The 17,751-nt window shown below is 71.1% G+C and carries 17 protein-coding genes; 6 read left to right on the top strand and 11 right to left on the bottom strand.

The window, feature by feature from the left end:
- Positions 1–555 precede the first annotated feature (555 nt).
- On the bottom strand, positions 556–1,539 hold the full coding sequence (locus AB0I16_RS31135) for a tetratricopeptide repeat protein (protein WP_363252984.1): 984 nt from the start codon (positions 1,537–1,539) through the stop codon (positions 556–558).
- A gap of 359 nt (positions 1,540–1,898) precedes the next feature.
- Between AB0I16_RS31135 and AB0I16_RS31140 the strand changes: the two genes are divergently transcribed.
- Positions 1,899–2,531 (top strand): TetR/AcrR family transcriptional regulator, encoded by a 633-nt coding sequence (locus AB0I16_RS31140; protein WP_363252985.1) that lies wholly within the window; start codon positions 1,899–1,901, stop codon positions 2,529–2,531.
- A gap of 12 nt (positions 2,532–2,543) precedes the next feature.
- Here the strand turns inward: AB0I16_RS31140 and AB0I16_RS31145 are convergent, their stop codons facing one another.
- The 4 genes from AB0I16_RS31145 to AB0I16_RS31160 all read right to left on the bottom strand — a co-directional run bounded on the left by AB0I16_RS31145 (position 2,544) and on the right by AB0I16_RS31160 (position 6,540).
- Entirely contained in the window at positions 2,544–3,653 is a 1,110-nt protein-coding gene (locus tag AB0I16_RS31145; RefSeq protein WP_363252986.1) for an alpha/beta hydrolase, read from the bottom strand.
- A gap of 195 nt (positions 3,654–3,848) precedes the next feature.
- Positions 3,849–5,549 (bottom strand): methylmalonyl-CoA mutase family protein, encoded by a 1,701-nt coding sequence (locus tag AB0I16_RS31150; protein ID WP_363252987.1) that lies wholly within the window; start codon positions 5,547–5,549, stop codon positions 3,849–3,851.
- Between the two features lie 82 nt (positions 5,550–5,631).
- A complete protein-coding gene (locus tag AB0I16_RS31155) occupies positions 5,632–5,964 on the bottom strand; it encodes a DUF3817 domain-containing protein (RefSeq protein WP_363252988.1) in 333 nt (110 codons plus the stop codon).
- Between the two features lie 66 nt (positions 5,965–6,030).
- Entirely contained in the window at positions 6,031–6,540 is a 510-nt protein-coding gene (locus AB0I16_RS31160; RefSeq protein WP_363252989.1) for a MarR family transcriptional regulator, read from the bottom strand.
- A gap of 274 nt (positions 6,541–6,814) precedes the next feature.
- On the opposite strand from AB0I16_RS31160, the gene AB0I16_RS31165 reads away from it, so the two are divergent.
- Positions 6,815–7,858 (top strand): glycoside hydrolase family 6 protein, encoded by a 1,044-nt coding sequence (locus AB0I16_RS31165; protein ID WP_363252990.1) that lies wholly within the window; start codon positions 6,815–6,817, stop codon positions 7,856–7,858.
- Positions 7,859–7,931: 73 nt separating this feature from the next.
- Here the strand turns inward: AB0I16_RS31165 and AB0I16_RS31170 are convergent, their stop codons facing one another.
- The 4 genes from AB0I16_RS31170 to AB0I16_RS31185 form a co-directional block, all read right to left on the bottom strand.
- Positions 7,932–9,899: a kelch motif-containing protein gene (locus AB0I16_RS31170; protein WP_363252991.1), complete on the bottom strand. Its 1,968-nt coding sequence runs from the start codon at positions 9,897–9,899 to the stop codon at positions 7,932–7,934.
- Positions 9,900–9,902: 3 nt separating this feature from the next.
- On the bottom strand, positions 9,903–11,678 hold the full coding sequence (locus tag AB0I16_RS31175) for a cellulose synthase catalytic subunit (RefSeq protein WP_363253012.1): 1,776 nt from the start codon (positions 11,676–11,678) through the stop codon (positions 9,903–9,905).
- Between the two features lie 284 nt (positions 11,679–11,962).
- Positions 11,963–12,256 (bottom strand): MTH1187 family thiamine-binding protein, encoded by a 294-nt coding sequence (locus AB0I16_RS31180; RefSeq protein ID WP_363252992.1) that lies wholly within the window; start codon positions 12,254–12,256, stop codon positions 11,963–11,965.
- Positions 12,253–12,597, bottom strand: coding sequence for a DUF3817 domain-containing protein (locus AB0I16_RS31185; RefSeq protein ID WP_363252993.1), 345 nt, complete (start codon positions 12,595–12,597; stop codon positions 12,253–12,255). Before AB0I16_RS31185 ends, AB0I16_RS31180 begins: the two co-directional genes overlap by 4 nt.
- Before the next feature lie 166 nt (positions 12,598–12,763).
- Between AB0I16_RS31185 and AB0I16_RS31190 the strand changes: the two genes are divergently transcribed.
- The 4 genes from AB0I16_RS31190 (at position 12,764) to AB0I16_RS31205 (ending at position 15,452) form a co-directional block, all read left to right on the top strand.
- Positions 12,764–13,402 (top strand): AIM24 family protein, encoded by a 639-nt coding sequence (locus tag AB0I16_RS31190; RefSeq protein ID WP_363252994.1) that lies wholly within the window; start codon positions 12,764–12,766, stop codon positions 13,400–13,402.
- A gap of 1 nt (position 13,403) precedes the next feature.
- Positions 13,404–14,054, top strand: coding sequence for an AIM24 family protein (locus tag AB0I16_RS31195; protein ID WP_363252995.1), 651 nt, complete (start codon positions 13,404–13,406; stop codon positions 14,052–14,054).
- Positions 14,051–14,857, top strand: a complete 807-nt coding sequence (locus tag AB0I16_RS31200) for an AIM24 family protein (RefSeq protein WP_363252996.1) — start codon at positions 14,051–14,053, stop codon at positions 14,855–14,857. Before AB0I16_RS31195 ends, AB0I16_RS31200 begins: the two co-directional genes overlap by 4 nt.
- 118 nt (positions 14,858–14,975) lie before the next feature.
- A complete protein-coding gene (locus AB0I16_RS31205) occupies positions 14,976–15,452 on the top strand; it encodes a MarR family transcriptional regulator (protein ID WP_363252997.1) in 477 nt (158 codons plus the stop codon).
- Positions 15,453–15,491: 39 nt separating this feature from the next.
- On the opposite strand, the gene AB0I16_RS31210 is transcribed toward AB0I16_RS31205, so the two are convergent.
- Together AB0I16_RS31210 and AB0I16_RS31215 are read right to left on the bottom strand one after the other, a co-directional pair.
- Complete coding sequence (locus AB0I16_RS31210; protein WP_363252998.1) at positions 15,492–16,931, bottom strand: HAMP domain-containing sensor histidine kinase; 1,440 nt, start codon at positions 16,929–16,931, stop codon at positions 15,492–15,494.
- Complete coding sequence (locus AB0I16_RS31215) at positions 16,928–17,647, bottom strand: response regulator transcription factor (RefSeq protein WP_363252999.1); 720 nt, start codon at positions 17,645–17,647, stop codon at positions 16,928–16,930. The genes AB0I16_RS31210 and AB0I16_RS31215 overlap by 4 nt, the downstream gene beginning before the upstream one ends.
- Between the last annotated feature and the right edge of the window lie 104 nt (positions 17,648–17,751).

Here is a 17,751-nt window from a genome sequence, read left to right on the forward strand (position 1 = left end):
GTGCTACGTCCTCGGGAAGGAGAGCGCCTGTTTCGAGGCGCGTACCGCACCACACATCACCGGCGATCACCCCCGAGCGACAACCACTGGTCGCGCCTGACGCATCACGCACAACCCGATGGACAGGCCCTGCCGGGACGGCAGAGACCCCCCTGTCCCAGACCGGCGACGGCGTCACCGGCCTGCTCGGTGGGGACCCTCGGACGCCGCTCCCCGAGTGGCTGTCGAGGCTGCGGGTCATCGGACCGAGCGTCGCCGATCGTGGTGCATTCTCGGCTGACGCACAAGGGGGTTCGTTACTCGCTGGTAACGGCCGGATAACCGGCCCGCGACCGTGCGGTGCCGGTCGGCCACGGACGGTGCCTCACGTGGCGGGAGCGAAACGGGACAGGTACGGGCGAAAGAGCCCAGAAGAAAGTTGGGGTCTTACTCGGAGTAACAGTGGCCGCGTTTACCAAGTTTTGGTAAAGCGCGGCCACTGCGGACCCTGCGGGCGAAGTCTTCACTCCGGCGTCACAGGCCCCTGCGTTTAGCGACTGGTCAGCCGCGAGCCCGTCAGAAGAGGACGCGGGCGAGGGCCGTGCGCGAGGCGATCACACGCGGGTCGTCGCCGCCCACCACCTCGAAGAGTTCGAGCAGGCGCACGCGGGCCTTGTCGCGGTCGTCGCCCGCCGTGCGGCGCACCGTGTCGATGAGCCGCCCGAAGGCGTCCTCGACGTGGCCGCCCACCAAGTCCAGGTCGGCGGCGGCGATCTGCGCCGGCACGTCGCCCGGCTTGTCGGCCGCTTCCTTGCGGACCTGCTGCGGGTCGAGGTCCTGGACCCGCTGCAACAGTTCGGCCTGGGCGAGGCCGAGCTTGCCCTCGGTGTTGGCCGGGTCGTCGCTGAGCACGTTCTTGTACGCCCGGACGGCACCGGCGAGGTCACCCGCGTCGAGCGCCTGGACGGCCGCTTCGAGCAGCGCGTCGTACGGGCCCGGGGGCGCCTCCTGCACCGCGGCGGGCTCCTGGCCCCCGGCGGCGGGGTCGACCGTGAGACCGGTCAGGCCGAAGCGCTCCTCGCCGACCTGGATGAGCTGGTCGAGGGTCTGGCGGATCTGCGCCTCGGGGGCCGCGCCCTGGAAGAGGGGGAGGGCCTGCCCGGCGACCACCGCGAAGACGGCCGGAATCCCCTGGATTCCGAACTGCTGCATCAGCATCTGGTTCGCGTCGACGTCGATCTTGGCGAGGAGGAAACGGCCGTTGTACTCCTGCGCGAGCCGTTCGAGGAGGGGGCCGAGCTGCTTGCACGGCTCGCACCACTCGGCCCAGAAGTCGATGACGACCGGGACCTCGGTGGACCGCTGCAGGACCTCGCGCTCGAAGCCCGCCTCGTCGACGTCGATGACCAGGCTCGACGGGGAGACCGCTGCGCCCGCCGCGCCCCCACCCTGCCGCGCCGCTTCGGCGCGCGCCTGCTCCGCCTTCGCCTTGGCCTCCTGGGCCGCCTTCACCGCGGCGAGGTCGACGACTCCGCTCATGGACATGTTCCGTGGCTGCATGAGTACATCCTCCCCCAAGCCGTGGGCGAACCGTGCCCGTCCGTGACTCCCCGCCGGATTACGGGGGCCAGGGGGGCACGGCTTCGAGGTCCCGAGGAGGACCGGTGGTCGGCCCGGGGTCCCCACCCCGCGCCTTGGGTCGTACGTGCGTCGTGCGTGGTCGCGCTCTGGTCGTGCCGCGATGCTGCCGCGGTCCACCGCGCTCTCGCCCGTGGCCGCGTCGGCGGCTCTCACCGCCCGGCAGCTTTCGCTACGGGTCGTAGCGTAACTGCCGCGCCGCGGACCTGGGAAGACGCCCTCGGTGATCTCCCTCACTCGGCTCCCCGAACCAGTTCGTACCGGCCGGTATGGTCGCGGGCATGCAGAGTCCCCCCACGCCTGCCCACCGTCCCGGCGGCCGTCCGCGGAGCGCTGCCGCCGACGCCGCGATCCTGGAGGCGACCCGGCAGGTCCTCGTCGAACTCGGCTGGTCGAAGCTGACGCTCGGCGCCGTCGCCACCCGGGCGGGGGTCGCGAAGACGACGCTGTACCGGCGCTGGGCGGGCAAGAGCGAGCTGGTCGTGGACGCGGTGGCGGAGCTCTTCGACGAGCTGGAGCTGCCGGACAGGGGCAGCCTCGCCGCGGACATCGAGGGCGTGGTCCTGCAGTTCGCGCTGCTGCTCGGGCGGCCCGAGACGAAGACGGCCCTCATGGCGGTCGTCGCCGAGTCCACGACGGACGAGCCGCTGCGGCACCGCATCAGGGCGTCCATCGTGGACCGGCAGAAACGGCTGGTCCTCGCGGGGCGCGAGCGGGCCCAGGAGCGGGGCGAACTCCCCGCGGAACCGGACGGCGCCTCGGCGGCCCGCACGGCCGACCTCATCTTCGACGTGATCGCCGGTGCGGTGGTCCACCGGGCGCTGGTCAGCGCGGAACCCGTCGACGAGGAGTGGGCCCGCCGCTTCACGCTGCTGCTGCTCGACGGCTTGGCGGCGGCCGCCGCGCCGGAGTGAGCGGGCGCCTCCCTACTTGCGCGCCCAGGCGCAGCTGCCGAGTGTGGGGCGGCCCTTGCCGAGGAGGCGGTCCGCCTCCCGGGCGACGAGCACGCGCGTGTGCCCGCCCTTGCCCTTGCCGCCGCCCTCGCAGACGACCGTGCGGTCGTCGTGCCCGGCCATGTCGACCAGGATCTGGTCCCAGTGCCGGTACTGCACGTCGTGGCCGGAGTCGGCGTACGTCCGCACCTTGCGCACCTCGGGCAGCTCACGCCGCCAGGTCTTCAGGGTCTCGGGCGGGACGGTGGTGTCCTTCTCGCCGCCGTAGAGGTAGACGGGCGCGTCCAGCTCCGACAGGTCGGGGCCGGGGCGCCCGCAGTACAGCCGCTGCTCGTGGACCTGGGGCGCCGGGTCGGACCGCTGGCCGCGCTGGTTGTAGGTCCGCGCGCCCTCCTCGTACGCCGTGTCGGCGAAGCCCGGTACCGACTTCACGGGGCTGTCGTCCGGGAACGCCCACCAGGTGCGCGGGTCCCTGATCTGGTCCCGCACGGCGTCGGCGAGCGCCTCGTCGCTCATGCCGCAGTACGCGGGCTCGGTGCCGTAGGGCGGCAGGGCCGCGGCGAGGTGGAGCGCCGAGACGCGCTCGGGGGCCCTGGCGGCGAGTTCGGCGGCGTACGGTCCGCCGCCCGAGATGGCGACCACGGTGAAGTCCTTCACCTTCAGGCGGTCCATGACGGCCAGGGCGTCCTCGGCGTAGTCGCTCTTGTCGAGCCCGGCGTCGAACTCCGTGTCGCCGAAGCCGTTGCGCTCCACGGAGATCAGCCGCAGGCCCAGGTCCTCGCGGGTGGTGCGGAAGAAGTCGGTCATGTGCGAGGCGCGGGCGCTGGTGCCGGTGCCGCCGATGTAGAGGACCGGGCGGCCGTCCTCGTTCCCCGTGTCCGAATAGTGTGCCGTGCGCCCGTCGGCGAGCCTGGCCGCCCGCACCTCGGGGCCGAGCGAGTCGAAGTCGTCCTGCACCTTCGGTTCGGGCGGCGGGCTCGCGCTGACCTCGCCCGAGCCGCCCACCAGGAGCGCGCCGAGGACGGTGAGGGTGGCGGCTCCTATGGCGACGGCGGCGGTGCGGGCGTGGCCGGTCGAGGTCACGGTTACTCCAGGGTAGGGGGCGGTGGACCGGGCGGGCGCCTGCCCTGGCGCGGGGGCCTTAAACCTGCCTTTTTGCGCCGCGGCCCTTGGGGGCCGCGGCGCCCGTCCCCGTTCTTCTTTCGCCGCGGGCCGGTGGGGGCCGAGCGCGCAGTTCCCCGCGCCCCTTCGGGACGCGGCCGCAGGAGCCCCGTGCCCTCAGAACCCCGGCGGCTCCACGTACACGCCCCACTCCTCGCGGAGTACGCCGCAGATCTCCCCGAGGGTGGCCTCGGCCCGGACGGCCTCCAGCATGGGGGCGATCATGTTGGAGCCGTCACGTGCCGCCGCGAGCATCGCGTCGAGCGAGGCACGGACGCGTGCGTCGTCCCGGCCGGCCTTGCGGGCCGCGAGGTCCTTGACCTGCTCCCGCTCCACCTCGTGGCTGACCCGCAGGATCTCCAGGTCACCGGTGACGGAACCGTCGTGGCAGTTGACGCCGACGACCCGCTTGTCGCCCTTCTCCAGGGACTGCTGGTACCGGAAGGCGGACTCGGCGATCTCGCCGGTGAACCAGCCGTCCTCGATGCCCCGCAGGATGCCGGACGTGATCGGGCCGATCGGATGCTGCCCGTCGGGGCACGCGCGCCGGCCGCGCTCCTTGATCTGCTCGAAGATCTTCTCCGCGTCGGCCTCGATGCGGTCGGTGAGCTGCTCGATGTACCAGGAGCCGCCCAGCGGGTCCGCCACGTTGGCGACGCCGGTCTCCTCCATCAGCACCTGCTGCGTGCGCAGCGCGATCTCGGCGGCCTGCTCGCTGGGCAGGGCGAGGGTCTCGTCGAGGGCGTTGGTGTGGAGGGAGTTCGTGCCGCCGAGCACCGCGGCGAGCGCCTCCACCGCCGTACGGACGACGTTGTTGTACGGCTGCTGGGCCGTGAGCGAGACGCCGGCGGTCTGCGTGTGGAAGCGCAGCCACTGGGCCTTGTCGGTCCGCGCGCCGTACTCCTCGCGCAGCCAGCGGGCCCAGATGCGGCGGGCCGCGCGGAACTTCGCGATCTCCTCGAAGAAGTCGACGTGCGCGTCGAAGAAGAAGGAGAGGCCGGGCGCGAAGACGTCCACGTCGAGGCCGCGGGAGAGGCCCAGCTCCACGTACCCGAAGCCGTCCGCGAGGGTGTAGGCCAGCTCCTGCGCGGCCGTCGCCCCCGCCTCGCGGATGTGGTAGCCGGAGACGGAGAGCGGCTTGTACGCGGGGATGTCGCGCGCGCAGTGCTCCATCAGGTCGCCGATGAGGCGCAGGTGCGGCTCGGGCTGGAAGAGCCACTCCTTCTGCGCGATGTACTCCTTGAAGATGTCCGTCTGGAGCGTGCCGTTGAGGACGGCGGGGTCGACGCCCTGGCGCTCGGCGGCGACCAGGTACATGCAGAAGACGGGCACGGCGGGCCCGCTGATCGTCATGGAGGTCGTCACGTCGCCGAGCGGGATGTCCTTGAAGAGGACCTCCATGTCGGCGGCGGAGTCGATGGCGACGCCGCAGTGGCCGACCTCGCCGAGCGAGCGCGGGTCGTCGGAGTCGCGGCCCATGAGGGTCGGCATGTCGAAGGCGACCGAGAGGCCGCCGCCGCCGTTGGCCAGGATCATCTTGTAGCGCTCGTTCGTCTGCTCGGCGTTGCCGAAGCCCGCGAACTGGCGGATGGTCCACGTCCTGCCGCGGTACCCGGTGGGGTAGAGCCCGCGCGTGAAGGGGTACTCCCCCGGCCAGCCGATCCGCTCGAACCCGTCGTACGTGTCGCCGGGCCGCGGTCCGTAGACCGGGTCGACCGGGTCGCCGGAGAGCGTGGTGAAGTCCGCGTCACGCTTGCGGGCCTTGTCGTAACGGGCCTGCCAGCGACGGCGGCCTTCCTCGATCGCGTCAGCGTCCATACCCCTGAATTTACTAGGACGTCCTAGTAAAAGTCGATGGCTGACCGCCACGGGTTGCCCGTGGCGGTGTCGTCGGGGGCGGCTACGCCTTCGCGGCGACCGGCGAGCCGTCGGTGATCAGCGGCTCCACCTCGCGGACGACCCTGCGCTCGACGAAGAACGCGGCGGTCGGGATGGTCCCGGAGACGAGCAGCCACAGGAGCTTGCCGAACGGCCACTTCGCCTTGGAGCCCAGGTCGAAGGCGAAGATCAGGTAGACGATGTACAGCACACCGTGGACCTGGGAGACGACCAGGGTCAGACCCTCACCCGTGCCGAAGCCGTACTTGGCCACCATGCAGGCGCACAGGATGAGGAGCATGACGGCGGTGACATAGGCCATCACCCGGTAGCGGGTCAGCACGCTGGATTTCATGCCTACGAGCGTAACGGCCCGTCTCGCGCGATCTTCGCCGCCCCCGACAGAACGGAGCGGACGGCCCTACTTCTCCTCGAAGTCCTGCGCGGCGATCCGCAGGGGCCGCAGCATCGCGAAGATCTCCGCGCACTCCTCGGCGTCGTACACCCCGAGCCCGAAGTCCATCGCCATCAGCTCCCGCGTGGCGGCCTCGACGACCTCGCGGCCCTTCTCCGTGATGGAGGCGAGCGTGCCGCGCCCGTCGTTCGGGTTCGGCCGCTTGTCGACGAGGCCGGACCTCACGAGGCGGTCGACGGTGTTGGTGACGGAGGTGGGGTGCACCATGAGCCGCTCGCCGATCTTCGACATCGGCAGCTCGCCGGCCTGCGAGAAGGTGAGGAGCACCAGCGCCTCGTAGCGCGCGAAGGTCAGTCCGTACGGCTTGACGACGGCGTCGACCTCGGCGAGCAGGATCTGGTGCGCGCGCATGATCGAGGTGATCGCGCCCATGGCCGGCACCGATCCCCAGCGCTGCTTCCAGAGCTCGTCGGCGCGGGCGATGGGATCGAAGGCAAGGCTGAGCGGCTTCGGCACGCCAAAGACCTTACCCGCCGGTCATATGGTGGTCAGCCCCGTCTCGCGATTCGGGAGACCGGCCCGGCACCGGTGCCGGGCGAGGGGCCCGTCCCCCGGCATCGCGCCGTGGGGCGGCGGTGTGGCACGCGGCATGCAATGTACCGATATGCAACGATTGCCGGGCTGACTGCCCATCACGCCACCCGCTCACGCCGCCCACTCACTTCATCTGCTCGGGGCGCCGCTCACATCGCTCGCTCACGCCACCCGTCACGTCGCCCAAGGGGTCTGGATGCACCGGCTGCTCCCCACGTTCACGGCACTCACGGCTCTCACCGCCATCGGCCTCACGGCCGGCTGCTCGTCGGGTCCCGGGGCCGAGTCCGGTGCCGCGCGGCCCGAGGGCGCCGCCGCGGCGGCCACGAGCCCGTCCGCCGAGGGCTCGAAGGCGCCGCCGGGCACGTTCTGGGTCGACCCCGAGAGCCCCGCGGCCCGCCAGGTCGAGGAGTGGCGGCGCGAGGGGCGCGAGCGGGACGCGGAGGCGCTGCGGCGGATCTCCGAGCGGCCCATGGCCATCTGGCCCGCGGGCGACGACCCGGCGTCCGGCGTCAGGGCGGCCACCCGGGGCGCGGCGAAGCAGGGCCGCACGGCCGTGCTCGTCGCGTACAACATCCCGCACCGCGACTGCGGCCAGCACTCCGCGGGCGGCGCGGGCAGCGCCGAGGCCTACCGGGGCTGGGTGGACAGCTTCGCCGACGCCATCGGCGACGCCCCCGCGCTGGTCGTCCTCGAACCCGACGCGATCCCGCACATCGTGGACGGCTGCACCCCGCAGGAGTACCACTCGGACCGCTACCGGCTGCTCTCCGAGGCGATCCAGCGGTTCAAGCGGCAGCCGGACGTCAAGGTGTACCTCGACGCGGGAAACCCCGGCTGGATCACCGACGCGCACAAGCTCGCCGACCCGCTGCGGCAGGCGGGCGTCGCCCGGGCCGACGGCTTCTCGCTGAACGTCTCCAACTTCCAGAGCGACGCGACCACCAAGGCGTACGGGCGCACGCTGTCGGCGGCGGTCGGCGGCAAGCACTTCGTCATGGACACCAGCCGCAACGGCAGGGGCCCGCTGGCGGGCGACCGGCAGGACGCCTGGTGCAACCCGCCGGGCCGGGGCCTCGGCACCCCGCCGACCGACCGCACGGACGACCCGCTGCTCGACGCCGTCCTGTGGATCAAGCGCCCCGGCGACTCCGACGGTCCCTGCCGGGGCGGCCCGGAGGCCGGCCAGTGGTGGCCGGACTACGCGCTGGGCCTCGCCCGCAACGCCAAGGAGGCGTGAGGCCGCCCGCCGGGCCGCCCCGGGCCGCTCACCGGGCCGCCCCTCGGTGTCGCCGACGGGGTCGCCCGCGGCGTCACCCCTCCGGTCCGACGTGAATCCACTTGGCCTCGGACGACGTCCCGTCCTTGTCCGTGACGAACAGCATGTACCAGCCCGGCGGCACCAGCGCCGCGTCGTCGCGCGGCACGTCGACCGTCACCTCGCCCTTGCCGCGGGTGAGCCGCAGGGCGATGGAGCGCTGTTCGACGTCCGTCGTGTGCGTCACGGCGCTCGGGCGCATCAGGCGGGCCGACGCGATCTCCCCGGGGCGCTCGGTGCGGAAGGTCGCGCGCCCGTCGGCCGCCAGCTGGTCGGGCCCCGCGCCGAGCACCGGGCGGTTCTTGCCTCCCTTGTGCAGCGACGGCGGCGTGAAGATCTCCATCCGCTGCTCGAAGTGCCCGAGCTTGGTGTTCTGCTCGTTGTCGTACAGCGGGTCGGAACCGAAGGTGACCACGCGGCCGTCGGGCAGCAGCAGCGCCTCGGAGTGGTAGTTGCGGCCCACCCTGGGCGACGCGGCCGCGCGGAAGGCGTTGGTCCTCGGGTCGTAGAACTGCGCCTTCAGGATGTTGCTCGCGCCGCGCCCCCGGTAGTCGGTCGAGCCGTTGGAGGTGAAGACCGAGTCGTCCGGCATGATCACGCTGTTCAGGTACCGCGTGCCCTGCGGCAGTTCGGGCCCGGTCTTGAAGGACGGGTTCTCCTCCTTGAGGTCGATCACGGCGGTGCGCCCCGTCGACTTGTCCGACTCGCCCACTCCCCCGCCGCCCAGGATCATCACCTTCTGGTCCTGCGCGGGCGGCAGCAGCACGGAGGCCGACGTCTCGGTCTGGTCCGTGTCGGTCAGCCCGGGGACCTTCGTGAACGTGTTGGTCTCCAGGTCCCACAGGCCCGGCTCACGGCCCTTCTCGGCCGGGCCGTAGCCGGCGTTGGACGCCGGGTAGAAGAGCTTGCCGCCCTTGGTGAGGAAGAGGGCGGGGTAGGTCGGGAAGTACCGCTTGGGGCCGTCCGTCCACTTCTTGGTCCTCGGGTCGTAGATCTCGTTGTCGCCGGGGTCGATCACGCCCACGTCGTCGAGCCCGGAGACCGCGAGCACCTTGCCGTCCTCAAGGCCGACGAGGGTGGGGTACCAGCGGGCCTTCTTCATCGGGTCCACCGGGACGTACCTCTCGGCCCGCGGGTCGAACTCGTACGCCGCCTTGATCCCCTGGAAGTCCTGCTTCTCCATGTCGATCTTGTCGGCGATCCCGTACGTGTTGTCGGCCTCGTCCCCGGTCAGGCCCTCGATCTCGTACTGGGCCGACTTGTCGTTGACCGACTGCTCGCCCGGTTCGAGCGCCTCGACGAAGACCCGTGTCTCGCTCGCCTTGGTCTTCGTCTTCCAGGGCTGCATCACCCCGGACTCGGAGTACTTGATCTCGAAGTCCCGCTTGGCCTTGGGGACGTGCACGTCGAACCTGCTGACGTACTCGATGCCCGAGGGCGAGCGGAACTTCGTGCCCTTCTTGAGGAAGACCGCCTTGTCGGGGTTCTCGTTCTTGACCCGCATGCCGCCGCCCGCCCGCTCCACCTCGCCGTCGAGCAGTTCGTAGCGGGCGGTGCCGCCGGCCACGAGGAGGCGGCCGTCGGGGAGCTGGGCGTGCCCGGAGCAGAAGAAGTCCTCGGGCGTCGGGATCTTCTTGAAGGTGTTCTTCCCCGGGTCCCACAGGACGGTGTCGAAGGAGCCCGCGTCGAACTTCTTCTGCTCGTTGCCCGAGCCCGCGACGATCAGCACCTTGCCGGTGTGCAGGAGCGCGGCGTGGATGGCGTTGGTGCGGAACTCCTCGGGGATGTCGACCTGCTTCCAGGAGCCGTACTTCGCCTTGTAGCCGGGCTGGGCGATCTTGTACTCGTAGTACTGCTCCTCGGCGAAGGAGAGCGCGGCGGGAGCGTTCAGCCCGACGAGCAGGGCGCCCGCGCCGACTCCGATGAGCGTCTTCCTGGTGCGCCGCGAGGGCCGGTAGGCCATGGCTCAGTTCCCTCCTGTGGTGGTGCCGGTGGCGAACGCCGGCTCCGGCTCTCCGTCCTTGTTCGCGGTCGTCCGCGCGGAGGTCTCCCGCAGCTCCTGCTGGGCCCGCCGGTCCGCCCTGACCTCCCCGTACCGGGTGAAGAGCCAGACGGAGACCGGTGACAGGGAGATGGCGAGGGCGAGGACGGCCCAGGTGCGCATGGCGGCGTGGGTGTGGCCGAGGACGAAGGACGCGGCCAGCGAGGAGGCGAGCACCGCCGCCCAGAAGAGGTGGATGCGGAAGGTCAGCAGCCGGTCGGGGCTCGCGTCGTTGCCCTTGGGGGTGACGACGAAGCGGCTCGGGCGGCGCACGAGGGCCGCGCCGAGCGACTTGGCGTAGACGGGCGCGGAGAGCGCCGACATGGCCATGCCCGCGATGCCCCCGGAGCCCTCGGGTTCGTGCGGGGAGACGTTGTGCCTGCGGTTCCACAGGTAGAGGCAGATCTGGAGGGCTGCGGCGTCGCTGTAGAGCATGAGCCAGACGGAGGCCGCCACCTGGGTGCCGGACGCCCCGAACCAGAGGAACAGGACGCAGCTGAGCACGCCGAGCACCCAGTTGACCGCCGTCATCGGGTAGTACACGAGCATCAGCGTGTACGACAGGAGCCGTCCCGGCGGCATCGAGAAGGGCGCCCGCCAGTACTGCTTGATCAGCGTCTCGTAGGTACCGCGCGACCAGCGCATCTGCTGGGTGAAGAAGTCCGTCCAGGAGGCCGGGCCCTCGCCCACCGCGAGGACGTCGGGGGTGTAGACCGAACGCCAGTACCTGTGGGTGAGCGGATTGCGGTGGCGGTGCAGCTCGAAGCCGGTCGCCATGTCCTCGGTGATCGAGTCGTACAGGCCGCCCACCTGGGTGAGCGCCGTGACGCGTACGACGTTGTTGGTGCCGACGAACATGGGCGCGCGGTAGCGGTTGCCCGCGCGCTGGATGAGCGCGTGGAAGAGGAACTGCTGGGACTCCGCGGCCTTGGTGACGGGCGTCTCGTAGTTGCCGTACACCTGCGGTCCGACGACGAAGGCCACGTCGGGGTCGCGGAAGTAGCCCATCATCCGCTCCAGGAAGTTGGGGAGCGGCACGTGGTCGGTGTCGACGGAGGCGAAGAAGTCGTACTCCGCGTGGTGCGCCGCCAGCCAGGCGTTGTAGTTGCCGTGCTTGGTGCGCTTCTTGTGGGGGCCCTCGGCGCGGTTCCACTCGGGTACGCCGAGGCGCGTGAAGTGCCTGACGCCCAGCTCCGCGCAGAGGGCCCTGGCGCCGGGGTCGTCGCCCTCGTCCAGGAGCCAGACGTCGAGGGGGCCCGTGTGGCGTATCCGCACCGCGCCCTCCAGGGTCGCCCTGACCATGGAGAGGGGTTCCTTGCCGGGGACGTACGTGGTGAGGAACGCGACGCGGGTGCCCTTCTCCGGGAAGACCGGGACCGGGTCCCGCGCGACCATCGTGGCGTGGGCGATCGACACGACGTTGACCAGCATGAACAGCTCGATCAGGCCGATCGACGCGAGCATCGTGACGTCCAGGCCGATGAGCCACCTGTCGCCGCCCTCGCGCTCGGTCCAGTGGGTGGGCCAGACGAGGTAGACGAGCAGGAGGCCGGTGAGCACCGGGGCCAGCGTCATCAGGAGCACGGCCCGTATCCGGTGCGGTTCGCCCGCGAGCAGCTTGCGGTACCGGACCTGGTAGCCGCCCGTGCCGCCGTCCCTGCCCGTGCCGCGGCCCGGCTCGGTGAGCGCTCCCGCGAGCATGCTGTACGTCTCGTAGTCGTAGCCCTCCGGCTGCCGCACAGCGCCCTCCAGGTTTGCGTCGTCGTACGTCGGTGCAGAACGTGCCGATAACCAAACAGAAGTGGAGTTTGTCCGGCGTGTCGAACCGGGCGCGTCCGTGTGAGGGGTTTTAGGTTGGGCGGTTTTGGTGCGGTTGCGGGCGACTTCGGCTTCTGCTCCTTCCCCCAGGGGACGCCGGCCGGGCACACGAAAGCCCCCGCCTCGGTGGACGGGGGCTCAAGGGGCTTCGACGGATGCCGGGGGTGTCACTCGGAGAGGTGGCGCTCCACGGTCGCGACCTTGGCGGAGAGGCCGTCCGTCACGCCGGGGCGGATGTCCGCCTTCATGACGACGGAGACGCGGGGCGCCCGCGCCTCGACCGCCGCCACGGCGCGCCTGACGACGTCCATGACCTCGTCCCACTCGCCCTCGACGGAGGTGAACATCGCGTCGGTACGGTTCGGCAACCCCGACTCACGGACGACGCGCACCGCGTCGGCCACGTACTCGCCGACGTCCTCGCCGACGCCGAGGGGCGTCACGGAGAAGGCGACGATCATGCGTTCACGACCCCCTCGCGGCGGGCGCGCGAGGCGATGACCGCGGCCTCGGCCTCACGCTTCAGCTTGCGCTCGGCGAAGAGGCCGCCGAAGGGCGGGATCGCGAGCAGGAAGTACACCGCGGCCGTCTTCCACGGCCACTTCGTGCGGTTCCAGGCGTCGAGCAGGAACACGACGTAGGCGAGGAAGAGGATCGCGTGGACCCATCCCATCACCGGGACCCCGTTGAAGTCGGTGGTCCGCTTGAGCACCGAGCAGACCAGCAGGATCGGGAACGAGATGGCTTCCGGGATCGAGACGAGTCGGAGTCGGTGCAGGGCAGCGGCAGTCTTGATGTCCACGGGTCACCTTCGGTGAGGGTCGGCGGAAGAGGGCGGGTCGGCTCGGCGACCCGATCTTGTGAACGGACGCACAAGCGACCCCCATTGTGACATCGGGGCCTTCTCGGGGTTCGCTCAGGGCCCTTCACCCTGTTCCGCGTGCGTACGGGGCGGCTACCGTCGATTCGTGGCTACGTTCCGGCTCCAAGGGAGCAGAGTGCTCGCCGTCGACATGACCGGCGACGCCGTGAAGGCGAAGAACGGCTCGATGATCGCCTATGACGGTCAGATGGCCTTCAAGAAGATGACCGGCGGCGGCGAGGGCATCCGCGGCATGGTCACGCGCCGCGTCACCGGCGAGCAGATGACCGTGATGGAGGTGAAGGGGCACGGCACGTGCTGGTTCGCCGACCGGGCCACCGAGATCAACCTCGTGCGGCTGCGGGGCGACAAGCTGTTCGTGGAGGCGAGCAATCTGCTCTGCGCCGACGCCGGGCTGCGCACGGGCACCAGCTTCACGGGACTGCGCGGCGCCTCGCAGGGCAACGGCCTGTTCACCACGACCGTCGAGGGCACGGGCCAGGCGGCGATCGTCTCCCACGGGCCCGCGGTGGTGCTGCGCGTCTCACGGCAGTACCCCCTGACGGTGGACCCGGGTGCCTACATCGCCCACCAGGGGGACGTGCGCCAGAGCTTCCAGTCCGGCGTGACCTTCCGCACCTTCGTGGGCGAGGGCGGCGGCGAGGCCTTCCAGATCCGCTTCGAGGGCGACGGCCTCGTCTACGTCCAGCCCAGTGAGCGCACCACGATCGCGGGGGACGTCTGACATGCCCTTCCGAGAGATCAACTCCAAGATGGTCGAGGCGACCGTCCGGCCGGGCGCCACGGTCTTCAGCCAGCGCGGCGCCATGCTCGCCTACAAGGGAGACGTCTCCTTCACCCCGAACATCCAGGGCGGCCAGGGCGGCCTGATGTCCATGATCGGGCGCAGGGCCGCCGGCGAGGCGACGCCCCTGATGACCGTGGAGGGCTCCGGCACGGTCCTCTTCGGGCACGGCGGCCACCACGTCCAGGTGATCAGCCTGGCGGGCGACACGCTTTATGTGGAGGCCGACCGGCTGCTGGCCTTCGACGGCACGCTCCAGCAGGGCACGATGTTCCTCGGCTCCCAGGGCGGCGTCATGGGCATGGTGCGCGGCCAGGTCAGCGGCCAGGGCCTGTTCACCACGACCCTGAAGGGGCACGGCGCGGTGGCCGTCATGGCGCACGGCGGAGTCATCGAGGTGCCGATCACGCCCCAGCGCCCGGTCCACGTCGACCCCCAGGCCTATGTGGCGCACCACGGCGAGGTCCGCAACAGACTGTCCACGGCGCTCGGCTGGCGCGACATGGTAGGCCGCGGCTCCGGCGAGGCGTTCCAGCTGGAGCTGTCGGGCACGGGCTCGGTGTATGTGCAGGCCTCGGAGGAGAAGCTGTGAACCCGAACGTCTCGACCCCCGCGGGCGCCCCGGCCGTCTTCGACCCGACGACGCTGCCGAGCGACGACAACGTGAACGCGTACACCTTCTGCGTGGAGCTCAAGGGAAGCCAGTGGTTCCTGCAGAAGGGAAAGATGATCGCCTACTACGGGCAGATGGAGTTCAACGGCATCGGGCACGGCCGCCTGGACCGTCTCGTCCGGACCAGTTTTCATTCGCCGCTGCACGCAAATGACTGGGTGGTGGCGGACGGTCAGGGCAAGATGCTCCTCGCCGACCGGGCCTTCGACGTCAATTCGTACGACCTGGATGAGGGCAACCTGACCATTCGCTCGGGCAACCTCCTCGCTTTTCAGCCAACTCTCGCGCTGAAGCAATCGATCGTCCCCGGCTTCCTGACGCTCATCGGAACGGGCAAGTTCGTCGCCGCGTCGAACGGCCCCGTGGTGTTCATGGAGCCGCCGATCCGGGTCGATCCCCAGGCCCTGGTGGGCTGGGCGGACTGCCCCTCGCCCTGCCATCACTACGACCACGGATACCTGACGGGCGTGATCGGCGGCGTGCGGGCACTGACCGGTCTCGGGGGGACGTCCGGCGAGGAGCACCAGTTCGAGTTCGTCGGCGCGGGCACCGTGCTGCTGCAGTCCACCGAGACGCTCATGCCCGAGCAGGCGTCCGGGGAGGTGCCGCGCCAGGCGGGTGTGCCGGGCACGCGGGGCGCGCCCGGTCAACCGGGCCAGCAAACCGGCGCACCGCGTCTTCCCGGACAACTGGGGGACCTCCAGCGTCGCTTCGGGCTGTGAGCGGTAGTCTGCGGAGTGTGACGGCGAACGCCTGTGCGCTTCGGTGCGATCAGGGGTGCGAGGCGTGTCACATTTCCCTGTTCGTTCACCTTTCAACTTCTTAGGTAGAATCGATTCCATGGAGACCGAGACGGCCCCGCAGTGGCTGACCGACGAGGAACAGTGCGCTTGGCGCACCCACGTAGAGGTCAACAGGATGCTGACGTATCAGCTCGAAAAAGACCTCCAGCCGTTCAACCTGACCATGAACGACTACGACATTCTCGTGCACCTCTCCGAATCGGACGAGCTGCGGATGCGGATGAGCGATCTCGCAGCCGCCACCCTCCAGTCCAAGAGCCGGCTCTCCCACCAGATCACCCGCATGGAGAACGCGGGCCTGGTGCGCCGCGAGAACTGCGAGTCCGACAGGCGCGGCCTCTACACGGTGCTCACCGAGGACGGCATGGAGACCATGCGGAAGGTCGCCCCGCACCACGTCGCCTCCGTCCGGCGGCACTTCGTCGACCTCGTCTCGCCCGAGGCGCTCGGCGAGCTGCACAAGGCCCTGACCCCGATCGCGGAGCACCTGCGGTCCCAGCGCGGCAAGCCCTGAGCCGACCGGCCCGCCGCGCCCGCCCCGCCCCGTCCCGGTTCACCGACGGGCGACGGCCGGTCCCGGCAGCCTGAGCTCGAAGAGCGCACCACCGGACGGCGCCTCCCTGACCATGAGCGTGCCGCCGTGCCGTGCCGCCACGTCGCGTGCGATCGCGAGACCGAGGCCGGCCCCGCCCTCGTCGCGGGTCCGGGCATCGTCCAGGCGCACGAACCGCTCGAAGATCCGCTCCCGTTCGCCCGGCGGCACGCCCTCGCCGTCGTCGGACACCTCAAGGACCGCCCACGCGCCATCGGACCTGGTGGCGACCGTGACCCGGGAGCGGGCGTGCCGCTGGGCGTTGTTCAGCAGATTGCCGAGCACCCGGGCGAGCTGGCTCCGTGACCCCGAGACCTCCGCGCTCCGCAGCTCCGTGCGCACCTCGGCCCGGTCCCGCGTCCGCTGCGACAGCTCCTCGCCGACGAGAGCCGCCAGATCCACGCGGGCCCCGCCGGGCTTCTCCCCCGCGTCGAGGCGGGCGAGGAGCAGCAGGTCGGCGGCGAGTTCCTGGAGCCGCACGGTGTCCTCGACCGCCCCTTCGACGTCGAGCAGGGCGGGGTGCGCGGCGCCCACCTCCAGCTGGGTGCGGAGCGACGCGATGGGGCTGCGCAGTTCGTGCGAGGCGTCCGCCACGAAGCGCCGCTGCCGCTCCACCGAGGTCTGCAGGGCGGTGAGCGTCTCGTTCGTCGTACGGGCCAGGCGGGCGATCTCGTCGTGCGTGTCCGGCTCGGGCACCCGGCGCGCCAGGTCCTCGGAGGCGGTGATCGCGGACATCTCCGCGGTGATGGCGGCCACCGGGCGCAGCGCGCGGCGCGTCACCAGCCAGGTGACGCCCGCGACGACCGCGAGCAGCAGCGGGAAGCCGATCAGCATCGACGTCAGCGCCGTCGAGACCGCGCTCTTCTCGTCGGCGAGCGAGCCACCCGCGTAGACCGTGAGGTCCCCGCGGTCCTCCGTGCTCACCTCGACCGCCGCGAAGCGGTAGTCGGCGCGTTCGCCGTCGACGGTGGCCGACCCCGAGCTGTACTCGGCGTCGTCGTCGATCTCACCGGGCTCGGACGCCTCGCCCGCGTCCCGCTGGTCCTGCCCGTTGCCGTCACCCACGCCGCGGGAACGCGCGGCGGGCTCGACCTCGGCCGTCCCCGTGCCGCTGATCCGCTCCAGGTCCTCGCTCGCGGCGAGCAGCCTGCTCTGGTCGTCGACGACCTGTACGGGGTTCTCGTCCTCTTCCGGCAGGTCGAGCTCCGCGTACGGGCGGCCCGCAAGGAGCTGCGTGGCGACCTCGCGGGCCGCGGAGTCGGCGCGGCCCTCCGCCTGCGCGGTCAGATTGGCGCGCAGCGCGAGCAGCACCGCGGCGCCCGCGGCGACCAGGGCGAGGGCCACGACCAGGCTCGCGCCGAGTGTGGCCCTGGCTCGCACGGAGCCGAAGAGCCGGCTCATCGCGGGGCCTCCAGGCGGTAGCCGGCGCCGCGCACCGTCTTGATGAGGGCCGCGCCCAGCTTGCGGCGCAGAGTGCTCACGTACACCTCGACGATGTTGGGGTCGCCCTCGTAGGCGAAGTCCCAGACGTGCTCCAGGATCTCGCCCTTGGAGACGACCTCCCCGGCCCGCAGCACCAGCTGTTCGAGGACCGCGAACTCCTTGGCGGTGAGGGGGACCTCGTCCCCGTCCCGCAGGACCCGCCGCGCGGCCGTGTCGACGCTGAGGTCGCCCAGGGTGTGGACCGGGGAGGGGCCCGTGGTGCCGCGGCGGCGCAGCAGCGCCTTCACGCGGGCCACGAGCACCACGTACGAGAACGGCTTGGTGAGGTAGTCGTCGGCGCCCGTGTCCAGGCCCTCCGCCTCGTCGTACTCGCCGTCCTTCGCCGTGAGCATCAGGATCGGCACGTCGTCGCCGGCCGCGCGCAGCGCGGAGCAGACCCGGTAGCCGTTCATGCCGGGGAGCATGATGTCGAGGACGACCAGGTCGTACGTGCCCTCGCTCGCGCGGCGCAGCCCGTCGAGGCCGTCGTGGACGACGTCGACGGAGAAGCCCTCGGCGGTCAGTCCCCTGGCCAGCGACAGGGCGAGCCGCTTCTCGTCCTCCACGATCAGGAGTCGGTAGGTGTGGCGCGAGGCGCCTCCGGCGGGGTGGTGGTGGGAGGCGGGTGGGCGCATGGCATCAGGGTGTCAGAGCGAACCTGAAGAGTCCTTCAGGCGGCTTCAGCTCCGGTTCAGGGTCGGTCCGCCAGATTGGTCCGTGTCGAAAGCGAACGGCGGCG

The sequence above is a fragment of the Streptomyces sp. NPDC050703 genome, assembly GCF_040654435.1.
Lineage (GTDB): Bacteria > Actinomycetota > Actinomycetes > Streptomycetales > Streptomycetaceae > Streptomyces.

What these genes read in the sequence shown, in the direction of transcription:
- AB0I16_RS31170 (WP_363252991.1), bottom strand. Translation starts at nt 9,899, where the DNA reads ATGGCCTACCGGCCCTCGCGGCGCACCAGGAAGACGCTCATCGGAGTC.
- AB0I16_RS31140 (WP_363252985.1), top strand. Translation starts at nt 1,899, where the DNA reads ATGCAGAGTCCCCCCACGCCTGCCCACCGTCCCGGCGGCCGTCCGCGG.
- AB0I16_RS31165 (WP_363252990.1), top strand. Translation starts at nt 6,815, where the DNA reads ATGCACCGGCTGCTCCCCACGTTCACGGCACTCACGGCTCTCACCGCC.
- AB0I16_RS31155 (WP_363252988.1), bottom strand. Translation starts at nt 5,964, where the DNA reads ATGAAATCCAGCGTGCTGACCCGCTACCGGGTGATGGCCTATGTCACC.
- AB0I16_RS31180 (WP_363252992.1), bottom strand. Translation starts at nt 12,256, where the DNA reads ATGATCGTCGCCTTCTCCGTGACGCCCCTCGGCGTCGGCGAGGACGTC.
- AB0I16_RS31210 (WP_363252998.1), bottom strand. Translation starts at nt 16,931, where the DNA reads ATGAGCCGGCTCTTCGGCTCCGTGCGAGCCAGGGCCACACTCGGCGCG.
- AB0I16_RS31150 (WP_363252987.1), bottom strand. Translation starts at nt 5,549, where the DNA reads ATGGACGCTGACGCGATCGAGGAAGGCCGCCGTCGCTGGCAGGCCCGT.
- AB0I16_RS31175 (WP_363253012.1), bottom strand. Translation starts at nt 11,678, where the DNA reads ATGCTCGCGGGAGCGCTCACCGAGCCGGGCCGCGGCACGGGCAGGGAC.
- AB0I16_RS31195 (WP_363252995.1), top strand. Translation starts at nt 13,404, where the DNA reads ATGCCCTTCCGAGAGATCAACTCCAAGATGGTCGAGGCGACCGTCCGG.
- AB0I16_RS31205 (WP_363252997.1), top strand. Translation starts at nt 14,976, where the DNA reads ATGGAGACCGAGACGGCCCCGCAGTGGCTGACCGACGAGGAACAGTGC.
- AB0I16_RS31135 (WP_363252984.1), bottom strand. Translation starts at nt 1,539, where the DNA reads ATGCAGCCACGGAACATGTCCATGAGCGGAGTCGTCGACCTCGCCGCG.
- AB0I16_RS31215 (WP_363252999.1), bottom strand. Translation starts at nt 17,647, where the DNA reads ATGCGCCCACCCGCCTCCCACCACCACCCCGCCGGAGGCGCCTCGCGC.